We start from the raw sequence: 18,341 nt of genomic DNA, 5'->3' as shown, positions 1-18,341 counted from the left end.
ATTTTAAAAAAAAGTATGTAACAAATAAAACAATTAAAATTCAGTTTTCCCTACTTTTAATGAAATAAAAAAGAGAAAACTGAACTAATAAATTTATTTTCTTAGGATAGAGAAATGTCCTTGATGTTGGTGCATTTTTCCTTTTCTATCCACTAGTTGAATCTTAAACCAGTAATCGCTAGAAGGAAGAACTTTTCCTTTATAAGTTCCATCCCAACCTTGGCTATCTATAGGGATGATAGCTACAATTTTACCATATCTATCTACTACGGTAATATTACTAGAGGGATAAAAGCTAGAGTCAGCTCCTTTAATTTTCCAAGTATCATTTTTACCGTCTCCATTAGGAGTAATAAATTTAGGGTATTCTATAACAGAAACTTTTAATTGTGCATCTGGTTTACAACCATTTTTATCTCTTACAATAACGTTGTAAAAACCACCGTAAATATTGTTGAATAAAGGATCATCTTGAAAACCAGTCATATTGTTATCTTCATCAACAATAGCGAACTCATAATCTCCAATCCCTAAGTTTTGATTTTCTGTAATTATTTTAATCGAATAGTTATCAAGACCATTGTTATTAGTGTCGTCAACAATCACTATATCATCATCGTTTAAAGTAGGAGCAATAGATTCGTTTACTATAATTTCTCTACTTCTAGAACAACCAGTTCCATCTTGCATTGTTGCAGTTACTACATAAGTTCCACCTTTTAAAACATCTAAAAATGCATCAGTACTAAGCACGTTAGGATCTCCTTTTATAGTCCATTCATAGCTATAAGTAGCATTAGGATTAATAGGTTCTAATCTTGTTTGAGGATTGTTTAAACATACAATCACAGGAGTATCTACAATAAAAGCAGGAAGAGGGTTGATAACAATATTGAAGTTCAAATCATCATGAACACAAGAAGTTTTAGTATTAACAACTCTTACGTGTATTGTTTGATTATTAGCAGTATTTTCATACTTATTCTCATCTAAAGGATTACTTCCCGATTGAGCATCAGCTAAGCTACTATGAAATGTTACTTTGTAATTACCATGATCAGTTGTAGGGTAATTAGCTAAAATTTCTGGGATTTTATTTTTCAGAGTAATATCTCCATTAACACCATTGGTATCATCATTACTAGCGTCTGATTCATTATCACAATCAATATAATTTACAATATTCAAAGGAATATTAGGTTCAGGCATTATCACTAACTGTAATGTTGCAATGCCATATCTACATCCCGTAGTTCTATCTAATAAGCTAATGTGTATAATTTCTGTAGCAGGATCATCACTTAGTAAATTAGCTGGAAAATTAGTTGTAGCAGGATCGTTAGAGTAATTGGTTTTTGATAAAGGTAACACCCCATCAATAGCATTTTGTAGTGTTCTGTGATAAGAAACTTCAAATAAATTCGGATCTCTACCATTTAAGATATCAGCATCTCTTTGCGATAAATCGATATTTTGAGCTAATCTATTTCTAGGGTCACCATCACTAGGAGTAGCTACATCACAAACCTCTAAGTTAGGAATAGTATTAGCTATTGTAGGAAGAGGGTTAATGATAATATCAAAAGTAACATGGTCGTTAAAACAACCAGTAGTATTATTTACCACTCTAACATAAATAGTTTCTCTATCTTTAGTTTGATTTGTGTAATTAGTATCGTTAGGAATAGGATTGTTTCCTGTATTAGCGTCAGCAGCACTTGTATGGAAAGTTACTGTAAACCCTGTTGTTTGAGTAGGTCCTAAAATAGTATTAACTCTATCTCTTAAATTAATACCAACATTAATTCCATCATCAAAAGCACCACTATTAAAGTCGTCACAAAGCTCAAAATCTAAAGGTTTATTAGAAATTGGAGGTTGTTGTGCCCAAATAGTAAAACTACCAATACCAGTACAATCATTATTGACAGTATTTATAATCTTGATATATAAAGGCTGTGGAGTTTGAGCAGGAACATTTTTGTTTCTATAGTTAGTCAGATCAGGGATAGCATTTAAAACAGCATCTCTATCAGCAATAGTTTCAAAAATTAAAACATCTAAGTTAGGACGAATTGCAGCAGGGAATAAAGCTTTCACATCGTTAACAACAGAACTGATATTAAACGTTGTAATTCCATCAGTATCATCATTGTTGGCATTATCATTACCATCTGCATCTAAAAAGTCATCACAAGTTTCAAAAGGAGTGTTGTAAGCAACATCAGCAGAGAACCCAACAATAATTTCTACTCTAGAAATACGATAACAATTTTTATTAGAAATTGTTCTAACCCATATAACATCTCCATTAGTAACAGGGTGTGCAGTAATGTTTGTTATTTCAGCAGTATCGTTAATGGCATCATTTTGAGTAGGGTAATACTTAAATGTTTCATTCGCATGATTAGCAGAAATATTCATTTGAGATAGTGTAAGGTTGATGCTCGTATTTAAATCCGCATCAGTATCACATTGTCTAATAATTACTGGGTCATTAACTATAACAGGTAATGGATTTACAACTAAATTAAACGATTTAGAAGTATCATTACAGACAGAGTTATTTCTGTTTTCTACTCTGACGTAAATTGTTTGAGAGTTAGCTGTAGCATTCCTATATGGAGTATTTTTATCAATAACATCAGTGTTTTTATCAGTATTGGCTCCAGCTAGAGTGGTATGATAAGAAACTTCATAAACACTAGAAGGAAGTGTTCCTAAAATTTCATTGTCTTTAGAATTTAATAAGAAATTATTAAAGAAGCCATCTGTATCACCACCATTGGCAGTATCATCACATTCTTCGTAATCAACTGGAGTTTGCGGATTAGGATTTCCTGTAACCACTAATTGAAAAGATTTAACATCAAAACAAGCATTTGGAGCTATTATATTATGCATTCTAGCATAAATGGTTTGATTACTAAATGCAGTTGGATTTGTGTATGGATTTGCTATGGCATTACTATTAGAATTAGCATCAGCTTGAGATAGAAAGTATTTTACTTCATAAATAGCATTGCTTTGACCGTTTAAAACTTGTGGAGTAACTGTAGCTTGTAAATCAAAAGTGTTAAATCCATCGTTATCTGTATCGCAATAGAAAATATCATTCGGTTGAGTTGCCGATGTAGGTTGGTAAACTTCCAGCTTGAAAACTCCTTCCAAAGTAGTCGCATTTCCACAATTATCTGTTAAGCTAACACTTAACCTATAATCACCAGCATTAGCTGGAGTTAAACTAGGTAGTGTTAAATTACTAGTTGTGGCTATTGGAGTGGCTCCATTATTAAAGTACCATTCGTAATCAATAGTAGTTCCTGTTTGAGCTGTAATACTTTCTGGAACAACTATTAAAGATTCTCCGATACAATTTTGTTCAGTTGTATTATTAAGGATTTCACCAGTAGCGTTATCTGTTATTTCTATAGGTAATAATAATGAAGATAGAAAAGGAGGTAACCCTTGACTGGCTGTAGCTCCTCCTAATGAAACTGATAAATGAGAATAATCACAAGCAGCGCCTAATTCTTCTGGTTTATTTATAACACTTATTCTATTGTTTTGATGACTAGTCCAATAAATTTTACTGTCAGGTCCTAATTGTAAAGCTCCTCTGGCGTTAAAATATGTATGTACAGTAAATCTAGAGTTATTAACTTCACTCATGGTTGGTTTTGTAACATCAAATTGGTATAAGTTTTCAGTAGCACTACTAAATTCACCAGTTGAAACATACATTCTTCTACTTGAAGCAGAAAACTCCACACCATAAGCACTTTCAAAATTAGTTCTTATTAGTTGCGGAGTTGTTTCATTATTATAATTTGTAACTCTTCCTGTTTTATCATCAAAATTAAATAAATAGGCTCCACTAGTCATGTTAGCCAAAGCTAATTTGGTTCCATCAGGTGATACTTTTAAGTAACCTCTGGGATCATTAACTGTTAAATTATTAATAGTAGAAATAACAGGGTTTGCTTTATCTACACCATTTTCATCAACTTTATAAGCAAAAAAACTACCACTTGTAGAAAAGGAAATAACCCAAAAGGTATTACATTCGTCTCCTCTAACAGCAGTTACTTTTTCACTCCATTGACTTTTTAAAGAAGGAGTATGTAATACTACTGGTCCGTCTACAATATCCCCAAAACTACCATCCTTGGTCATGTCAATGGTATAATACCAAAACCCCTTTTCACCAGCTGTTCCTAATTGAGCACCTACAGTGAAAAGATAATAGATGTCGTTTTTTTTAGGTGCTGGTACAGTTAAAGCAGATTGTGAACTTGATGAATCTCCTTTTAATGTTTGTCCACCACTAGTAACGTCAGAAAAAGGCATTGGAACATTATCTCGATTCCATATGGTTAAATTTCTCGCATTAGGGCTAGGAGCACCAACATAAAATAATAATTCTCCATTAGCATTTGAAAAAGAAGAACAACCCTCTGTAGTATTTAACTGACTATTACTTACTGGTACAGGTGTGCCTGTGTTGAAATCAAGCGCAGCATTGTTACCAAAATACCAAAAATTTGCTTCTTTTTGAGAATAAATTGATATTGAAACTAATAAAAAGAGTAGTAGTAATGGAGTTTTTTTCATTCTTTTAAGTAATTTTCCGCTAATATAGAACAACTAAACTACTTAAAACGTATTATAAATCTCGTTTTTTTAACAAAAAATATGAAGCATATATAAAAATAGAGGTCCAAACTAATACAATAAAAATGTTTAAAAAGCTAACAGAGTAATCTTTTGTAAAGTTTTCACCTATTTGATTAGCAACAGATTTAACAGCTCCTAATCTAGTAAAAGGCTCTTTAATTAGATTAGCCATTGCTTCTAAAGGAAAAAATTGCATGATTGATTCTACTGCTTCACTGGTACTTGTTTTTAAATCTTTAAAACTCCAAAATAAATAGCCTTTAAAAATACTTTCAATAATTAACCATACAATCATCGCAGCTACTGCAAATGCGGATCTTTTTATTAGAATACCCAGGAATAACCCAAAAGAAAAGAATCCAACTAGTTTAACAAAGAAAGCTACCAAATAACTAAGATCAGAGAAAATAATTGATAGTTCATTAAAATCTGAATATATAGCTCCAAGAATTAATGAGACAACAAAGACAAAAAGTGTTGAAACAGCTGCAAAAACTATTACTGTGTAAAACTTAGAAAGTATAAACTCTTTTTTACTTAATCCATCAATCAAGTTTTGTTTTAATGTCTTATAACTGTACTCGTTTGCCATCATAGAAACTATTACAAGTAATAAAAAGAACTTGAAAATAGCAGCCATATAAGTGTTAAAGTGCCATATATACGGGAAATTGAATATACCTTGCTCTGCTAAATGAAATTTTATAGGGCCAATGTCAAATTTAATAGCTGCAATTAAGGCTATGGAAGTTAATAGTCCAAAATATATGATTGAAAGAACCTTACTGGCTCTATTGTGTTTTAATTTATGAAATTCTATATATAAAAGTCGTAACATAGTATGTTGTGTAGTAGGATTAGTTATTGTTTGTTAAGTCTAAGAATTGCTGTTCTAAGCTAGGTTTTCTTTTTACTAAATGAGAAAGTGTTATATTATTTTCAAAAAGAAATTTATTAATTTCAGAAGAAGATAATTCATTATTTAATAAAGCAATGATATGACCGTTTTCTTCTTTAATGTTACCTATTGCTGGGTGCTTTTTTAAGGAATTAATTAAGAACTCGTTGTTTTCTGAGTTTAATTCGAAAAAACCATTAGAAGTAGTCATTTCATCAACTCTACCACTATAAAGTTTTACACCATTTCTTATTATTAAAACATGTGAACAAACTTTTTCTACTTCATCAAGCAAGTGAGAGGCTAAAAGTATTGTAGTTCCATTTTTAGCTATCTTTTTTATTATCTGACGAATTTCGTGAATCCCTTGTGGATCTAATCCATTAGTTGGTTCATCTAGAATTAAAATTTCAGGGTCATTTAGTAGGGCAGAAGCAATAGCTAATCGTTGCTTCATACCTAAAGAGTAAGTTTTAAACTTGCTATCTTTTCTGTCAAAAAGATTTACAACTTTTAATTTCTCTTCAATTTTATCATGAGAAACACCTTTTATTTTACAAATTAGCTGTAAATTTTGAACAGCAGACATGTATGGGTAAAAGTTAGGGCGTTCAATAATTGCTCCAACTTTTTTTAAAGCATCATGAGTTGATAAATTACCGTCAAACCAACTGAATTCTCCAGATGTTCTGTTTACTACATTTAAAATAATACCTAGAGTTGTTGATTTACCGCTTCCGTTGGGTCCTAAAATCCCGTAAACGTTCCCTTTTTTTATGTCAAAAGATAGGTTGTTAACAGCATGGACGTTCCCATATTTTTTATCAAGGTTTTTTATAGATAAAATTGTTTCCAAATTTGTTTGAGTTTGTTGATTATATGTATTTGACGATTAATCAGAATTATTGTTACAATTTATAAAAAAAGAAAAGACTTCCTAATGAAAGGAAGTCTTTTCTCTTTTGTTTTCTTTGATGTTTTTTTAAGACTTGTCTATTAACCTGAATCCTTCACCGTGGATGTTTAAGATTTCAACATTCTCATCATTCTTTAAATACTTTCTAAGCTTAGCAATATAAACGTCCATACTACGAGAAGTGAAATAATTATCATCTCTCCATATTTTAGTTAAAGCTAATTCACGAGGCATTAAGTCGTTTTTATGAATAGCTAGCATCCTTAAAAGTTTACTTTCTTTTGGAGATAATTTTTGAGTTTCCCCACCATTAAAAGTTAAATGACGTAATTTAGAGTTAAAATCGAATCCACCTATTTTAAATTCAAACTCATCAGTTTCGTTTGACTTTTCATTTTCTTTTCTTTGTAAGATAGCTTTGATTTTGTGTAATAAAACTTCAGAATCGAAAGGTTTATTTAAATAATCGTCAGCACCCACTTGATAACCTCTTAAAACATCTTCTTTTAAAGTTTTAGCTGTTAAGAAAATTATTGGGATTTCTTTATTGGTTGTTCTAATGTCTTGAGCTAATGAAAATCCATCTTTTCGAGGCATCATTACATCTAAAATACATAAATCATATTCTGCATTTTTAAACATGATTAACCCATCTATACCGTCTTTAGCATGTGTAACATTATAATCGTTTAATGCTAGGTAATCTTTTAGGACAGTTCCGAAATTTGGATCGTCTTCTACTAATAGTATTTTTTTACTCCCCATCTTATTTTAAATTTATATTAATGGTAATTTAACCGTAAACAAGCTTCCTTTGCCTTTTTCACTCTCAACGTGTATGGTTCCTTGATGGTTGTCTACAATTTCTTTTACATAGGCTAATCCTAAACCATGACCTTTTACGTTGTGAATATTTCCTTTATGCTCTCTATAAAATTTATCGAAAACATATTTCTGAGCATTCCTGCTCATTCCTATACCTTGATCTTTTATCTTAAAGATAAAGTATTTATTTGTACTTTCTGTATAAACATCAATTTTTGGTGCACCATCAGAATACTTTAAAGCATTTTCAAGCATATTAACTACCACGTTTGTTAAGTGGAATTGATTTCCTAATATTTCTGTTGAAATAGCTTTAAAATGTGTTGTTACACTTCCTTTTTTATCATTTATTAATAATTGAATGTGTTCTATAGCTTCTTCAATAATGTCGTGAACATCAATAGCATCCTTACTAATTTCTATTTGATTTTTTTCTAATCTAGAAATTCGTAAAACATTTTCAACCTGTCCGTGCATACGTTTGTTTTCGTCACGAATCATTTGAACATAGCGTTTTACTTTGTCTTGATCCGATATGATCTTAGGGTTTTTAATAGCATCTAAAGCTAAGTTTATAGTAGCAATAGGTGTTTTAAACTCATGAGTCATATTATTTATGAAATCTGTTTTGATTTCAGATATTTTTTTCTGACGAATTAGTTGATACAAGGAAGCAGAGAAAGCTGCAATAATTATACCAATAAATAACAATGATAAACCTAAAATTTTCACCATCCCTGAAAGTAAGTTCTTACGTTCGTTAGGGAATCTTATGTATAGTTTATATTTACTGTTTCCATCATCATCTTCAAATAGAGGATAACTAGTGTCGTTAGGTTTAATATTGAAATAACCAGATTTTAATTGCGTAGCAAACCCATCCTCATATACGCAATATTTAAAATCTTGGGTTATATTCATTTTTGCCAATTCCCGTTTTATAGTTTCGTTTAGCTGTTTGTTGCTAATTCTTTGGTTAATAGGGTATATTCTTTTACTCTCTCTAAATACATGTTCTAATTGTTGCTTGTTCCAATTATTGTAAAGCTTGAAAGTTGAAAATTGACTTTCGTTATTAGATCTTCTAAAATCTTTGTTTTCAGATTTTATAATTTGAGAAAAATAAATGTCTTCTTTACCAGTGTAACGCTTAACAATTATAGAATCATTATTAACAAAATCTCCTGGTATTTTAAAGTTTTCCTCTAAAATAGTACTACCAAAAGAGAATTTTTTCTTGTTGGTTGTATCTATCTGTTGAAATAAGAAAGTCTTTATTTCAGCATCTGTTCTAAACTTATTGTTTTCAAAAAAATCTTTACTATTTTGAACAAATTCCGTGTACTCTCTATCTTTTATACTTTCAGAAGTACCAGCTAAAGCAATAATTACATTATTGTTAAATTGTTGTTGTTTGTTTCTAATAGCATCTTTAATCCAATATACTTGAACAGAGATTATTCCTATTAATGAAATACTCATTAAAACAACAATAAGCATGAAAATTTTCTTACCCATTATTCAAAAATAAATCAATAAAGTGAAGGGATGTTTTCTTTTAACTTAGATTAACAAAGTTAGTGTAAAATTAAGACAATTTTAAGAAAAAACATTAATTAAACGTAAATTACCACAGGTTTTTTGTTAAATTATTGTGGATTTTGAAGACCTGTTCGTTGCTTTTGTTAATTGTCAGGTTTTCAATTATATAGTGGGATTGTAGTGTTTTTTTAGTTTGATTCCACTGATTTTTTATTCTACTTTTTACATCCTCTATATTTGAATTATCTCTTTTTAGAACACGCTCAATTCTAATGTTTTCAGGAGCAGTTACGGTGATTATTTTGTCGCAAATATGATTGCTGCCATTTTCAAAAAGAATAGCATTTTCATAAAGTATGTATTTCTTTTTTGAATTGTTATCAATAAAGTTTTGTAAATGCTTGTTAACAACTGGATGAACGATAGAGTTTAATTTAGTTAATTTGCTTTTGTTTTTAAAAACAATATTAGCTAAATATTGTCTGTTTAATTGATTGTTTTGGTAGGTTTCTTCTCCAAATTCAGTAATTAAACGGGATTTAATTTCTTGAGAAGAAGTCATTAGTTTTTTAGCTTCTTCATCAGCAATATACATAGCAACGTTTTCAAATTTGGAAAACATTTTTAAGATAGTTGATTTTCCGCTACCAATGCCGCCTGTTAATCCTACAACCATATTATTTATGAATTAAAAAATCTATTTTATTTGGAGTAATTCTTACAGAAGAAACTAAGTCTGAAGAGATGATTAATTTTGGAGTAAGGTAGTTAGTGCCGTTGTTTTTTATTTGATGATAATTACATTCAACTTTAAATAAATCTGGAGTAACTTTATTGAAGTTATTTAAACTTACTTTGTAAATTAATTTTACTTTCTTAGGGTAGATGTTAATGCTTTTAGGGGCGTTTTTAACAGAAATAGGAACTTCAACTTCACCTTCTGTAAATTTATCTACATAAACGTTAACTTTTGCGGAAGTGATATTTGTTTTAATCTTTCCTTCTTTTGGGAATAAAATAGCAGATTGAATACTTTTATTTTCTGAAATGTTTTCTAAGTTAATTTTTTCAAGCATCAATGAGTTGATGTTTTTTAAAAAAGTTTCATCCCCAGAAATTAAAATACTATCAGGAGTAATAGTAGTAGGACTAGAGTAATCATAACCTAATTGAAAAGTAGTGTTAAGATTCGCTATTAATGGAACTTTTTTTGAATATAATGTTCCTATTTTTAATAAGATGCTATCTTTTTGAATTAGAGTTAATTCTGTTCCGGATTTTAATTGATCTTGAATATCTTGAAATATATTTTTTGATAAAAAATAGTAATCATTTCTGCTTTTTTTAGAAAGCTTCTTTAGGCTAAGCTTAATGGGTTTATTAGCAATTTTAGTAGAAATTAAATTAAACCCAGTTCCTTTTATAAGTACAGGTAGTTTTTTTAGAGGAGGGGAGAGTAATATTTTTTTTTGAGGTAAATCAGTATATACTATTTCTAAGTTTGAAATAGAAGTGTATTCTTTAGATAGGTTTATAAGTAGCCAAAAAAGGATAGAAGCTATTAAAAAACCAAAAAAGGTTTTAGGTATGTTGAAAGTTTTATTCAAAATTTAAATATTATGCAATCTACATAAAAAACAAAAAAGTGAGCTTATAAGCTCACTTTTTTAAAATATAGGAATACTATTTTTTCTCTGTAGTATTATATTTTTTACTAAGCTCCATTGAAATAGCTGAGCGTTCAAACTTAATTTTACCAGCTCCAGTTTCTATAATCACAGTATTATCTGAATCGTTAATTTCGGTAATTTTACCATGAATTCCACTAGATGTTACTACTTTAATTCCCTTTTTTATTGTGGTTTGGAATTGTTTTTCTTTTTTCTGACGCTTCATTTGTGGACGAATAATCAAAAAGTAAAAAACACCAATCATAGCAATAAAAGGAAGCATATTCATAATACTTTCTTGTGAGCTTGCTTGTAAGAAAATGGTTGTAAACATTAAGCTTTCTTTTTAGGAGTTACCATACCAGAAATTTTAAGAATTTCTCTTCCTTTTTCTGTGTTAGTAGATAAAGTTATTGACTTAGATTGTTTGTTTGGTTTTCCGTTAGTGTTAAAGCTTACTTTAATATCTCCAGTTTTACCAGGTGCAATAGGGTTTCTTGGCCAAACAGGTACAGTACATCCACAGCTAGCTTGAGCATTAGTGATTACTAAATCTGATTTACCAGTGTTTGTAACAACAAAAGTAGTCTCAACAACTTCTCCTTCATTAACGGTACCAAAGTCATACTCTTCTTTATCAAAAGAAACAGTTGGAGCACCTAAGCTTATAGAAGTATCTCTTTTTTCTGCTTTCTCAACATTCTCCTTTTTTACTTTTGATGATGCATTTCCTTGACCACAAGAAACTAACATTCCTGTTGAAACGAATAATGCTATTGCTATTGCTATTTTTTTCATTTTAAAAAATATTTAATTTATTCTGTTGTAAAAATAATAAATTATAACAAACCTCTACCTATTTTAACCATCTTATCAGAGGCTAAATAGTCTTTTGCTAATTTATCTAAAACTCCATTTATAAAATAACCACTTTTGTTTGTAGAATAATCTTTGGCTAACTCGATATACTCATTAATACTTACTCTACTAGGTATAGAGGGGAAATGTAAAAATTCAGTAATAGCCATTTTAATAATAATCATATCAATATCTGCTATTCTATCAGCTTCCCAGTTTGGAGTTTTGTCTATAATATCTTCTTCATATTTATGCTGATTAAGCATTGTTTTTGTAAACAAGTTAGATACAAACAATTTATCTTCATTGTCTTTATAAAGACTTCCTAAAATAAAAGGATTTTGTGGTTTTTGTTTGTTTAAAGATTTAATAATCCAAGTGTTTACAAAAGGAATATCATCAATCCAAGAAATCATTTTGTCTTCAAAGTAATCAGCTAGCTTTTCATTAGGAGCTACTATTTCTCTAAAAAATTCAATTACAAAAGCTCTATCTACATTATATGAATCTTCAACAGTGTTCATGTATTTTTTATACATGTCGCTATTCTGAAGTTCATCTAAAAGGATTTTGATGTACTCATCATCAAGTTCCCAATAGTTAAGCTTATTTAATTCTACATAACCTTCTAAGCTAACGCTTTCGTTTAATAGATTAATAAGTCTGTTGTTGATAAATTTTTCGTTAGGATTTAAATCCTCTTTAGTCGCAAGTATTTTCTTTTTTGAAAGTTCAATTCTTTTACGAGCTAATTTTTGTACTTCTACTAATAACTGAAGGTTTAAAACATACAAATCGTACATTTTTTGTATGCTGTGTTTTAAAAACTTTTCTTCCTTCACCAAATCATCACTGTGTGATTGTTGCATCGCATAAACCGATTGCATTACTTTAACTCGAATGTGTCTTCTGTTAATCATTTTAAAGAACTTTAAAAAAAAGAGCGATAGAAATTGTTTCTAACGCTCTGCAAAAGTAAAACTTTTTTGTTTTTTATCTAGCTATTTTGCTCTTTTTTACGTGCATCAATTCTTGATTGTGCAATATTGAAAGCAGCTTGATGTGTAGTGATATTTTCTTTTTCTGCTAAATTGAAAATCTCTAATGTTGTATTGTAAATGTTTTCAGTTCTTTTTAAGCTTTCAGCTTTGTCATAACCAACTACTTCTGCATATACATTAATGATTCCACCAGCATTAATTAAGAAGTCAGGAGCATAAGCAATTCCTTTTTCTTGTAATAATTTACCGTGTTTTAATTCGTTTGCTAATTGATTGTTAGCAGCACCAGCAATAACTTTAGCTCTTAATTGAGAAATACTCTCATCATTTACAGTTGCACCTAAAGCACATGGAGCATAGATATCGATATCTAAACCGTAAATATCGTTTCCTAATACTACGTTTGCACCATACTTTTTGCTTAACTCCTCTAAACGAGCTTCGTTAATATCATTTAAGATAACTTGAGCACCTTCATCAGTAATGTGCTTAACTAAAGTTTCTCCAACGTGACCAACACCTTGCACTAATACTTTTTTACCGTCTAAGTTTTCAGAACCAAACTTATATTTAGAAGCAGCTTTCATTCCCATATATACTCCGTAAGCAGTAACAGGAGAAGGATTTCCAGATCCACCAATTGCTTCAGAAACACCAGTTACGTGAGGAGTAACTTCACGGATAATATCCATATCGCGAGTTTCCATTCCAACATCCTCAGCAGTAATGTATTTTCCACTTAAAGAATTTACATACTCACCAAACTTACGCATTAAAGCATCGTTCTTTTGAGTCTTAGCATCCCCAATAATAACAGCTTTACCACCACCAAGATTTAATCCAGTAATAGCCGATTTATATGTCATCCCACGAGATAAACGTAAAACATCATTTAATGCTTCCCACTCGCTTTTATATTGCCACATTCTAGTACCACCTAAAGCAGGTCCTAAAGTTGTGTTATGAATACCAATTATTGCTTTTAATCCTGTATCTTCGTCGTTGCAAAAAACAATTTGCTCGTGATTATCGAAAGAAAGTTGACCAAATACTGGGTCGTTCTTAAGATCTTTAGTATCAATGATTTCTGATGTCATTTTTAGTTGTTTTTTAATTTGAGACTGTTTTATAAATCTCAAAAATTCGAGTGCAAAAGTAAGAAATCGTCAAAACATAAGCAAAAAAAGAGAACTAAATTATGTTATTATTAACAAAAAGCATTTGTTAGTTTAATTTTTTTATTTAAACATAAATTTAAAATTGAAAGCATTACAATATCTTAATAAATACTTTGTAAAATATAAATGGAGATTACTTTTAGGAGTGTTAATTACAATATTATCTAAAATTTTAACACTTAAAATTCCAGATTTTGTTGGAGACTCTCTTAATGTAGTAGAAGATTATCAGTTGGATAAGTTAACAGAGCTATCTGAGGTTAAAACTATACTACTTAATAATATATTGTTGATTGTTGGAGTAACTCTACTAGGAGGTTTTTTTACTTTCTTAATGAGACAAACCATTATTGTAATGTCGCGTATGATTGAGTTTGATTTAAAAAACGAGATCTATCAGCAATATCAAAACCTATCGATTAACTTTTATAAAAAGAATAGAACAGGTGATTTAATGAATCGTATTAGCGAAGATGTATCTAAAGTACGTATGTATTTTGGTCCAGCTATTATGTATTCATTAAATATGATTATATCATTTATTATTGGTTTTACTCAAATGTATGCAATTTCGCCAAAGCTTACTTTTTATACAATGATTCCATTTCCTGTATTATCGATATCAATTTTTATATTGAGCAAGCAAATTAATAAAAGGAGTACAATTGTTCAGCAGTATTTATCGAAGTTAACAACGTTTAATCAAGAGTTTTTTTCAGGAATTAATGTTGTGAAATCATATGGAATAGAAAAAGAAGTGATTACTTCATTTGATGAGATTGCAAACCAAAGTAAAGAAAAGAATATTGATTTGTATAAAGTTCAAGCTTTGTTTTTTCCTCTTATGATATTGTTAATAGGAATTAGTAATATTATTGTATTGTACATAGGAGGAACACAATACATTGCTGGAGAAATTCAAGTAGGGGCTATTGCAGCTTTTGTTATGTATGTAAATATTCTTACTTGGCCAGTGGCGGTAGTTGGTTGGGTTACTTCTATGGTGCAACAAGCAGAAGCTTCACAACAAAGGATTAATGAATTCTTAGAGCAAGTTCCTGAAATAGAAAATACAGTTGAAGAACCTACAGAAATAAAAGGAAAAGTAGAGTTTAAAAAAGTATCATTAACTTATGATGATACAGGCATTACCGCGTTGAAAGGTGTAAATTTTACTATAAATAAAGGAGAAACCTTAGCTATATTAGGAAAAACAGGAAGTGGGAAATCTACAGTAATAAATCTGATTTCACGTTTATATGATGTAACAGAAGGTGAAGTATTAATAGATGGAGAAAATATTAAAACTCGTAATCTAAATGATATTAGAAGTCAAATAGGTTTTGTACCTCAAGATCCATTTTTATTTTCAGATACAATAGAAAACAATATAAAGTTTGGTAAAGAAAATGCTTCTGAAGAAGAAATTGTAAAAGCAGCCAAAAATGCTGTAATTCACGATAATATCATTGGTTTTAAAGACGGTTATAAAACTATTTTAGGGGAAAGAGGGGTAACGCTTTCAGGAGGACAAAAACAACGTACTTCTATAGCAAGAGCCATTATAAAAGATCCTAAGATTTTAATTTTTGACGATTGTTTATCGGCAGTAGATACAGAAACAGAAGAACAAATTTTATCAAACTTAGAAAGAATATCTAGCGATAAAACTACAATTATTATAAGTCACAGAGTTTCATCAGCTAAGAATGCAGATAAAATTATAGTTTTAGATGAAGGAAATATAATTCAGCAAGGTATTCATAATCAATTAATAGAAGAAGAAGGATATTATAAAGAATTATACGAACAACAACTTTTAGAAAAAGAAATGTAGTGTTTCGTATTGTCAAGTCAAATATTTTGTTAGATTTGTTGAGCAATTCTAAGTAAACAACTATTATTTAAGAAACGAATTATGAGCGAGAGAGTAGAACAAGAAGAAATTTTTTCACAAGTTTTAAGAGCAGGGAGAAGAACGTACTTTTTTGACGTTAGGTCTACAAAAGCGGATGATTATTATTTAACTGTGACTGAAAGTAAGAAATTTACTCATGATGATGGTTCTTTCCACTATCAAAAGCACAAGATTTATTTATATAAAGAAGACTTTTCTGACTTTAAAGAAATGTTGAACAAAGCAACTGACTTTATCGTAAACGAAAAAGGTTCTGAAGTAATTAGTGAGCGTCACCAGAAAGATTATAAAAAAGAAGAAGTAGCAGAAGCAAAAGCATCTACAGAAAGCTTTACTGACGTTTCTTTCGAAGATATTTAAGCAGAAGAAACTGTTTAGCGTTTAATATTTAGCGTAAAGAAATTTTATGCTTTTAATTGAATGCTTAAAAAAATCAATTCAAATTCAATTTACACACGAAAACCACCATTGAAATCAACATCAATAGGTGGTTTTTATTTTTGCCAAAAGGAAGTAAGTTTATAAAACTTTCCTCATGGTTGAAGTTTTAGCAACTGTTTCCTTCCATTCATTTTCAGGATTACTATCTAATGTAATTCCACCGCCAATAAACACAAATGCTGAATTATTTTTAATCTCCATGCATCTTAGGTTTACAAAGAGTTCCGATGTATTTTGGTTATTGTTGGTTAAATTTAATTCACCTAAAAAGCCAGTATAAAAGCTTCGGTTGTAATTTTCATTATCTAAAATGAATTTTTTTGAAGGCTCTAAAGGTAAACCACAAACAGCAGGAGTAGGGTGTAAGGCTTTTATTAATGTTGAGTTTTCAGCATTTATAGTTCCCCTAATTATTGAACGTAAGTGTAATAAATTTCCTGCTTTAATAGTTTCAGTTTTGGAAATTTTAATCTCCTTAGAAATTTTTGAAACTCTATCATTTATATAGTCTGTTACAAATTTTTGTTCTTCTATTTCTTTTGTTTTCCAAGTAACATCAGTAGTTCCATTAAAAACTTGTGTTCCTGCTAGTGACATTGTTTTGAAATGAGTACCTTCAATTTTAACTAATGTTTCAGGGGTTGCACCTAACCACATACCAACTTTAGGATGATACCATAAATAAGTAAAAGCGCTAGGATAGTTTACCAAAAGTTTCTGAAAAGTTTCAATAGCGTTAAAAGAATTAAGTTTAACTTCTTCTTTTCTTGATAAAACAACTTTTTTAAACAAGTTATCACTAATAGCTTTTACACCTTTTTCAACTAATTCAACATGTTCTTTTTTAGAAGAATTGTTTAAATCAAACTCTTTTTGCTGAGATACTTTAATATCTAAATCTATTTCTTCTTGAAAAAAAGACGATTCTGTTTCAGGAATTAAAATAGCAGAGTTGTTGTTGTCAAAAGGAGCAAAAACAAAACCACTTTCTCTGTAATTTTCAGAAGTGTATAAAGTATCGTTTTTTTGAAACCAAGCTTTTAGTATTGTAGTACCTGATTTTCTGTAAATAACAAAAGGAAGCCCGTTTTCTAATGCTTTTTTTGTTGCTGAGAATATATTCAATCTATTTGATTTAGTAGTTGTTGTTTAATTTCGTTAAAGTTGCTCCAAATAAATCCATGTCCAGCATCTTTAATAGAAATTAATTTAAATTGTTCTTTGGGGAATTGTTGTTCTAAAAAAGTTGAGTTTTCATAAGGAACAATCCAATCGTTAGATCCATGAATACTTATAACTTTATTAGGAGAAGATTTCCAATTGTTTTCAAACTTTTGTAAATCTTTTTGATGAGACATTTTTTCTTTCGAAGCTTCTTGCCATATATCAGGAATTAACCATCTAGTTAATTTTGATTTGTATAAATTAACAGCCCAAGGCATTGGTTCTACTTTGCTGTAAACGGCTGGAGCTAATAAAATTGTTTTATTAATTTTTTCTTTAATAGCTAAAGCAATTGGTCCACCGTAAGAATAACCAACTAATATTGTTTTCTGATGATTTAAGCCCTGAATAATATGCTGTAGCATATCGCGTTCAAAAGCAATACTTTCTTGTACAGGATTTGCATCTTTATAGTTATATCCAATTCTATCGTATGAAATCATATTTACCTTACTTAAAAGTAAACTATCTTTCATATACTCAATAAAATCGGTAGACGAACCAATAGTTCCGTGAACAAATACAAGTGTAGGTAAAGTAGTATCCTTTTGTATAGTTAGTTTTCGGAATTTATAGTTTTTAAATGTATCGTAAGAAATAACAGGCTTTACGCTACTGCTTTTAAAACTGTCTGTAACTTCTTCATCAGACTTAGGAGCTGTAAAACTTGAAAATAAATAATAAAGAACTAAAAGAGCTACAAAAAGAATAGCTCCCATAATTTTTAATATTTTTTTTAATAATGTCATTTACTTTTTATCTAAAACAATGTTGGTTATTTTACATAAAGAAATTAAAGTATCTTCTTCATCTACCACTCTAACTTCCCATAAATGAGTAGTTTTTCCTTTATGAATAGCTTTTGCAGTGGCAAAAACAGTTCCTGTTTTTTTACTTTTTAAATGATTAATACTTAGTTCAATCCCTTTTACTATTTTATTAGGATCTCTTAAGAAAAAAGCAGAAGCAGAACTACCAACAGTTTCAGCTAAAGCAGCAGTGGCTCCTCCGTGCAATAATCCATAAGGTTGATGAACTTTTGGGTTTACAGGCATCTTAGCGGTAATAAAATCATCACCAAAATTAATAAATTCAATAGCTAAAGTTTCCATTAAGGTGTTCTTATTGTAGCTATTAAGTATATTTAGAGATTCTTGCTTATTCATTTTACTAAAATTATCATTCAAAAATAC

The 18,341-nt window shown here is 29.7% G+C and carries 16 protein-coding genes; 2 read left to right on the top strand and 14 right to left on the bottom strand.

Annotated elements, in window-relative coordinates; translation table 11 throughout:
• Positions 1-93: 93 nt before the first annotated feature.
• From MHN29_RS08680 to MHN29_RS08630, 11 genes are all read right to left on the bottom strand, one after another.
• Positions 94-4,614 (bottom strand): T9SS type B sorting domain-containing protein, encoded by a 4,521-nt coding sequence (locus MHN29_RS08680; protein ID WP_235274104.1) that lies wholly within the window; start codon positions 4,612-4,614, stop codon positions 94-96.
• A gap of 52 nt (positions 4,615-4,666) precedes the next feature.
• Complete coding sequence (locus tag MHN29_RS08675) at positions 4,667-5,515, bottom strand: ABC transporter permease (protein WP_235274103.1); 849 nt, start codon at positions 5,513-5,515, stop codon at positions 4,667-4,669.
• Between the two features lie 19 nt (positions 5,516-5,534).
• Positions 5,535-6,431 carry an ABC transporter ATP-binding protein gene (locus tag MHN29_RS08670; protein WP_235274102.1) on the bottom strand — a complete coding sequence of 299 codons (897 nt, stop codon included), beginning with the start codon at positions 6,429-6,431 and terminating at the stop codon, positions 5,535-5,537.
• A gap of 126 nt (positions 6,432-6,557) precedes the next feature.
• The gene (locus MHN29_RS08665) at positions 6,558-7,256 is read right to left on the bottom strand and encodes a response regulator transcription factor (protein WP_150899269.1); all 699 of its coding nucleotides are present in this window, start codon (positions 7,254-7,256) and stop codon (positions 6,558-6,560) included.
• A 12-nt stretch (positions 7,257-7,268) separates the two neighbouring features.
• On the bottom strand, positions 7,269-8,834 hold the full coding sequence (locus MHN29_RS08660) for a sensor histidine kinase KdpD (RefSeq protein ID WP_235274101.1): 1,566 nt from the start codon (positions 8,832-8,834) through the stop codon (positions 7,269-7,271).
• A 109-nt stretch (positions 8,835-8,943) separates the two neighbouring features.
• Complete coding sequence (coaE, locus tag MHN29_RS08655) at positions 8,944-9,534, bottom strand: dephospho-CoA kinase (RefSeq protein WP_235274100.1); 591 nt, start codon at positions 9,532-9,534, stop codon at positions 8,944-8,946.
• A 1-nt stretch (position 9,535) separates the two neighbouring features.
• Positions 9,536-10,465, bottom strand: a complete 930-nt coding sequence (locus MHN29_RS08650; RefSeq protein WP_235274099.1) for a CdaR family protein — start codon at positions 10,463-10,465, stop codon at positions 9,536-9,538.
• A gap of 76 nt (positions 10,466-10,541) precedes the next feature.
• Positions 10,542-10,862, bottom strand: coding sequence for a preprotein translocase subunit YajC (gene yajC / locus MHN29_RS08645; RefSeq protein WP_235274098.1), 321 nt, complete (start codon positions 10,860-10,862; stop codon positions 10,542-10,544).
• The gene (locus MHN29_RS08640) at positions 10,862-11,326 is read right to left on the bottom strand and encodes a DUF1573 domain-containing protein (protein WP_235274097.1); all 465 of its coding nucleotides are present in this window, start codon (positions 11,324-11,326) and stop codon (positions 10,862-10,864) included. The genes yajC and MHN29_RS08640 overlap by 1 nt, the downstream gene beginning before the upstream one ends.
• Positions 11,327-11,367: 41 nt before the next feature.
• A complete protein-coding gene (gene nusB / locus MHN29_RS08635) occupies positions 11,368-12,306 on the bottom strand; it encodes a transcription antitermination factor NusB (protein WP_150899263.1) in 939 nt (312 codons plus the stop codon).
• A 77-nt stretch (positions 12,307-12,383) separates the two neighbouring features.
• Positions 12,384-13,484, bottom strand: a complete 1,101-nt coding sequence (locus MHN29_RS08630; protein WP_235274096.1) for a Glu/Leu/Phe/Val dehydrogenase — start codon at positions 13,482-13,484, stop codon at positions 12,384-12,386.
• Positions 13,485-13,647: 163 nt separating this feature from the next.
• Here MHN29_RS08630 and MHN29_RS08625 point away from each other — a divergent pair, with 163 nt between their 5' ends.
• Together MHN29_RS08625 and MHN29_RS08620 are read left to right on the top strand one after the other, a co-directional pair.
• Positions 13,648-15,402 (top strand): ABC transporter ATP-binding protein, encoded by a 1,755-nt coding sequence (locus tag MHN29_RS08625; RefSeq protein WP_235274095.1) that lies wholly within the window; start codon positions 13,648-13,650, stop codon positions 15,400-15,402.
• Between the two features lie 81 nt (positions 15,403-15,483).
• Positions 15,484-15,843: a PUR family DNA/RNA-binding protein gene (locus tag MHN29_RS08620; protein WP_150899260.1), complete on the top strand. Its 360-nt coding sequence runs from the start codon at positions 15,484-15,486 to the stop codon at positions 15,841-15,843.
• A gap of 159 nt (positions 15,844-16,002) precedes the next feature.
• On the opposite strand, the gene MHN29_RS08615 is transcribed toward MHN29_RS08620, so the two are convergent.
• The 3 genes from MHN29_RS08615 to MHN29_RS08605 are packed head-to-tail and all read right to left on the bottom strand — an operon-like array spanning position 16,003 to position 18,314.
• Entirely contained in the window at positions 16,003-17,049 is a 1,047-nt protein-coding gene (locus MHN29_RS08615) for an isochorismate synthase (protein WP_235274094.1), read from the bottom strand.
• Positions 17,046-17,897: an alpha/beta fold hydrolase gene (locus tag MHN29_RS08610; protein ID WP_235274093.1), complete on the bottom strand. Its 852-nt coding sequence runs from the start codon at positions 17,895-17,897 to the stop codon at positions 17,046-17,048. Before MHN29_RS08610 ends, MHN29_RS08615 begins: the two co-directional genes overlap by 4 nt.
• Entirely contained in the window at positions 17,898-18,314 is a 417-nt protein-coding gene (locus tag MHN29_RS08605) for a PaaI family thioesterase (RefSeq protein ID WP_235274092.1), read from the bottom strand. It lies immediately after the preceding gene.
• Between the last annotated feature and the right edge of the window lie 27 nt (positions 18,315-18,341).

The organism is Tenacibaculum sp. Cn5-46 (assembly GCF_022347705.1).
GTDB classification, from domain to species: Bacteria; Bacteroidota; Bacteroidia; order Flavobacteriales; family Flavobacteriaceae; genus Polaribacter; species Polaribacter aiptasiae.
Note: the sequence above shows the minus strand (reverse complement) of the source record. Positions and strands in the feature narration are given on the sequence as shown.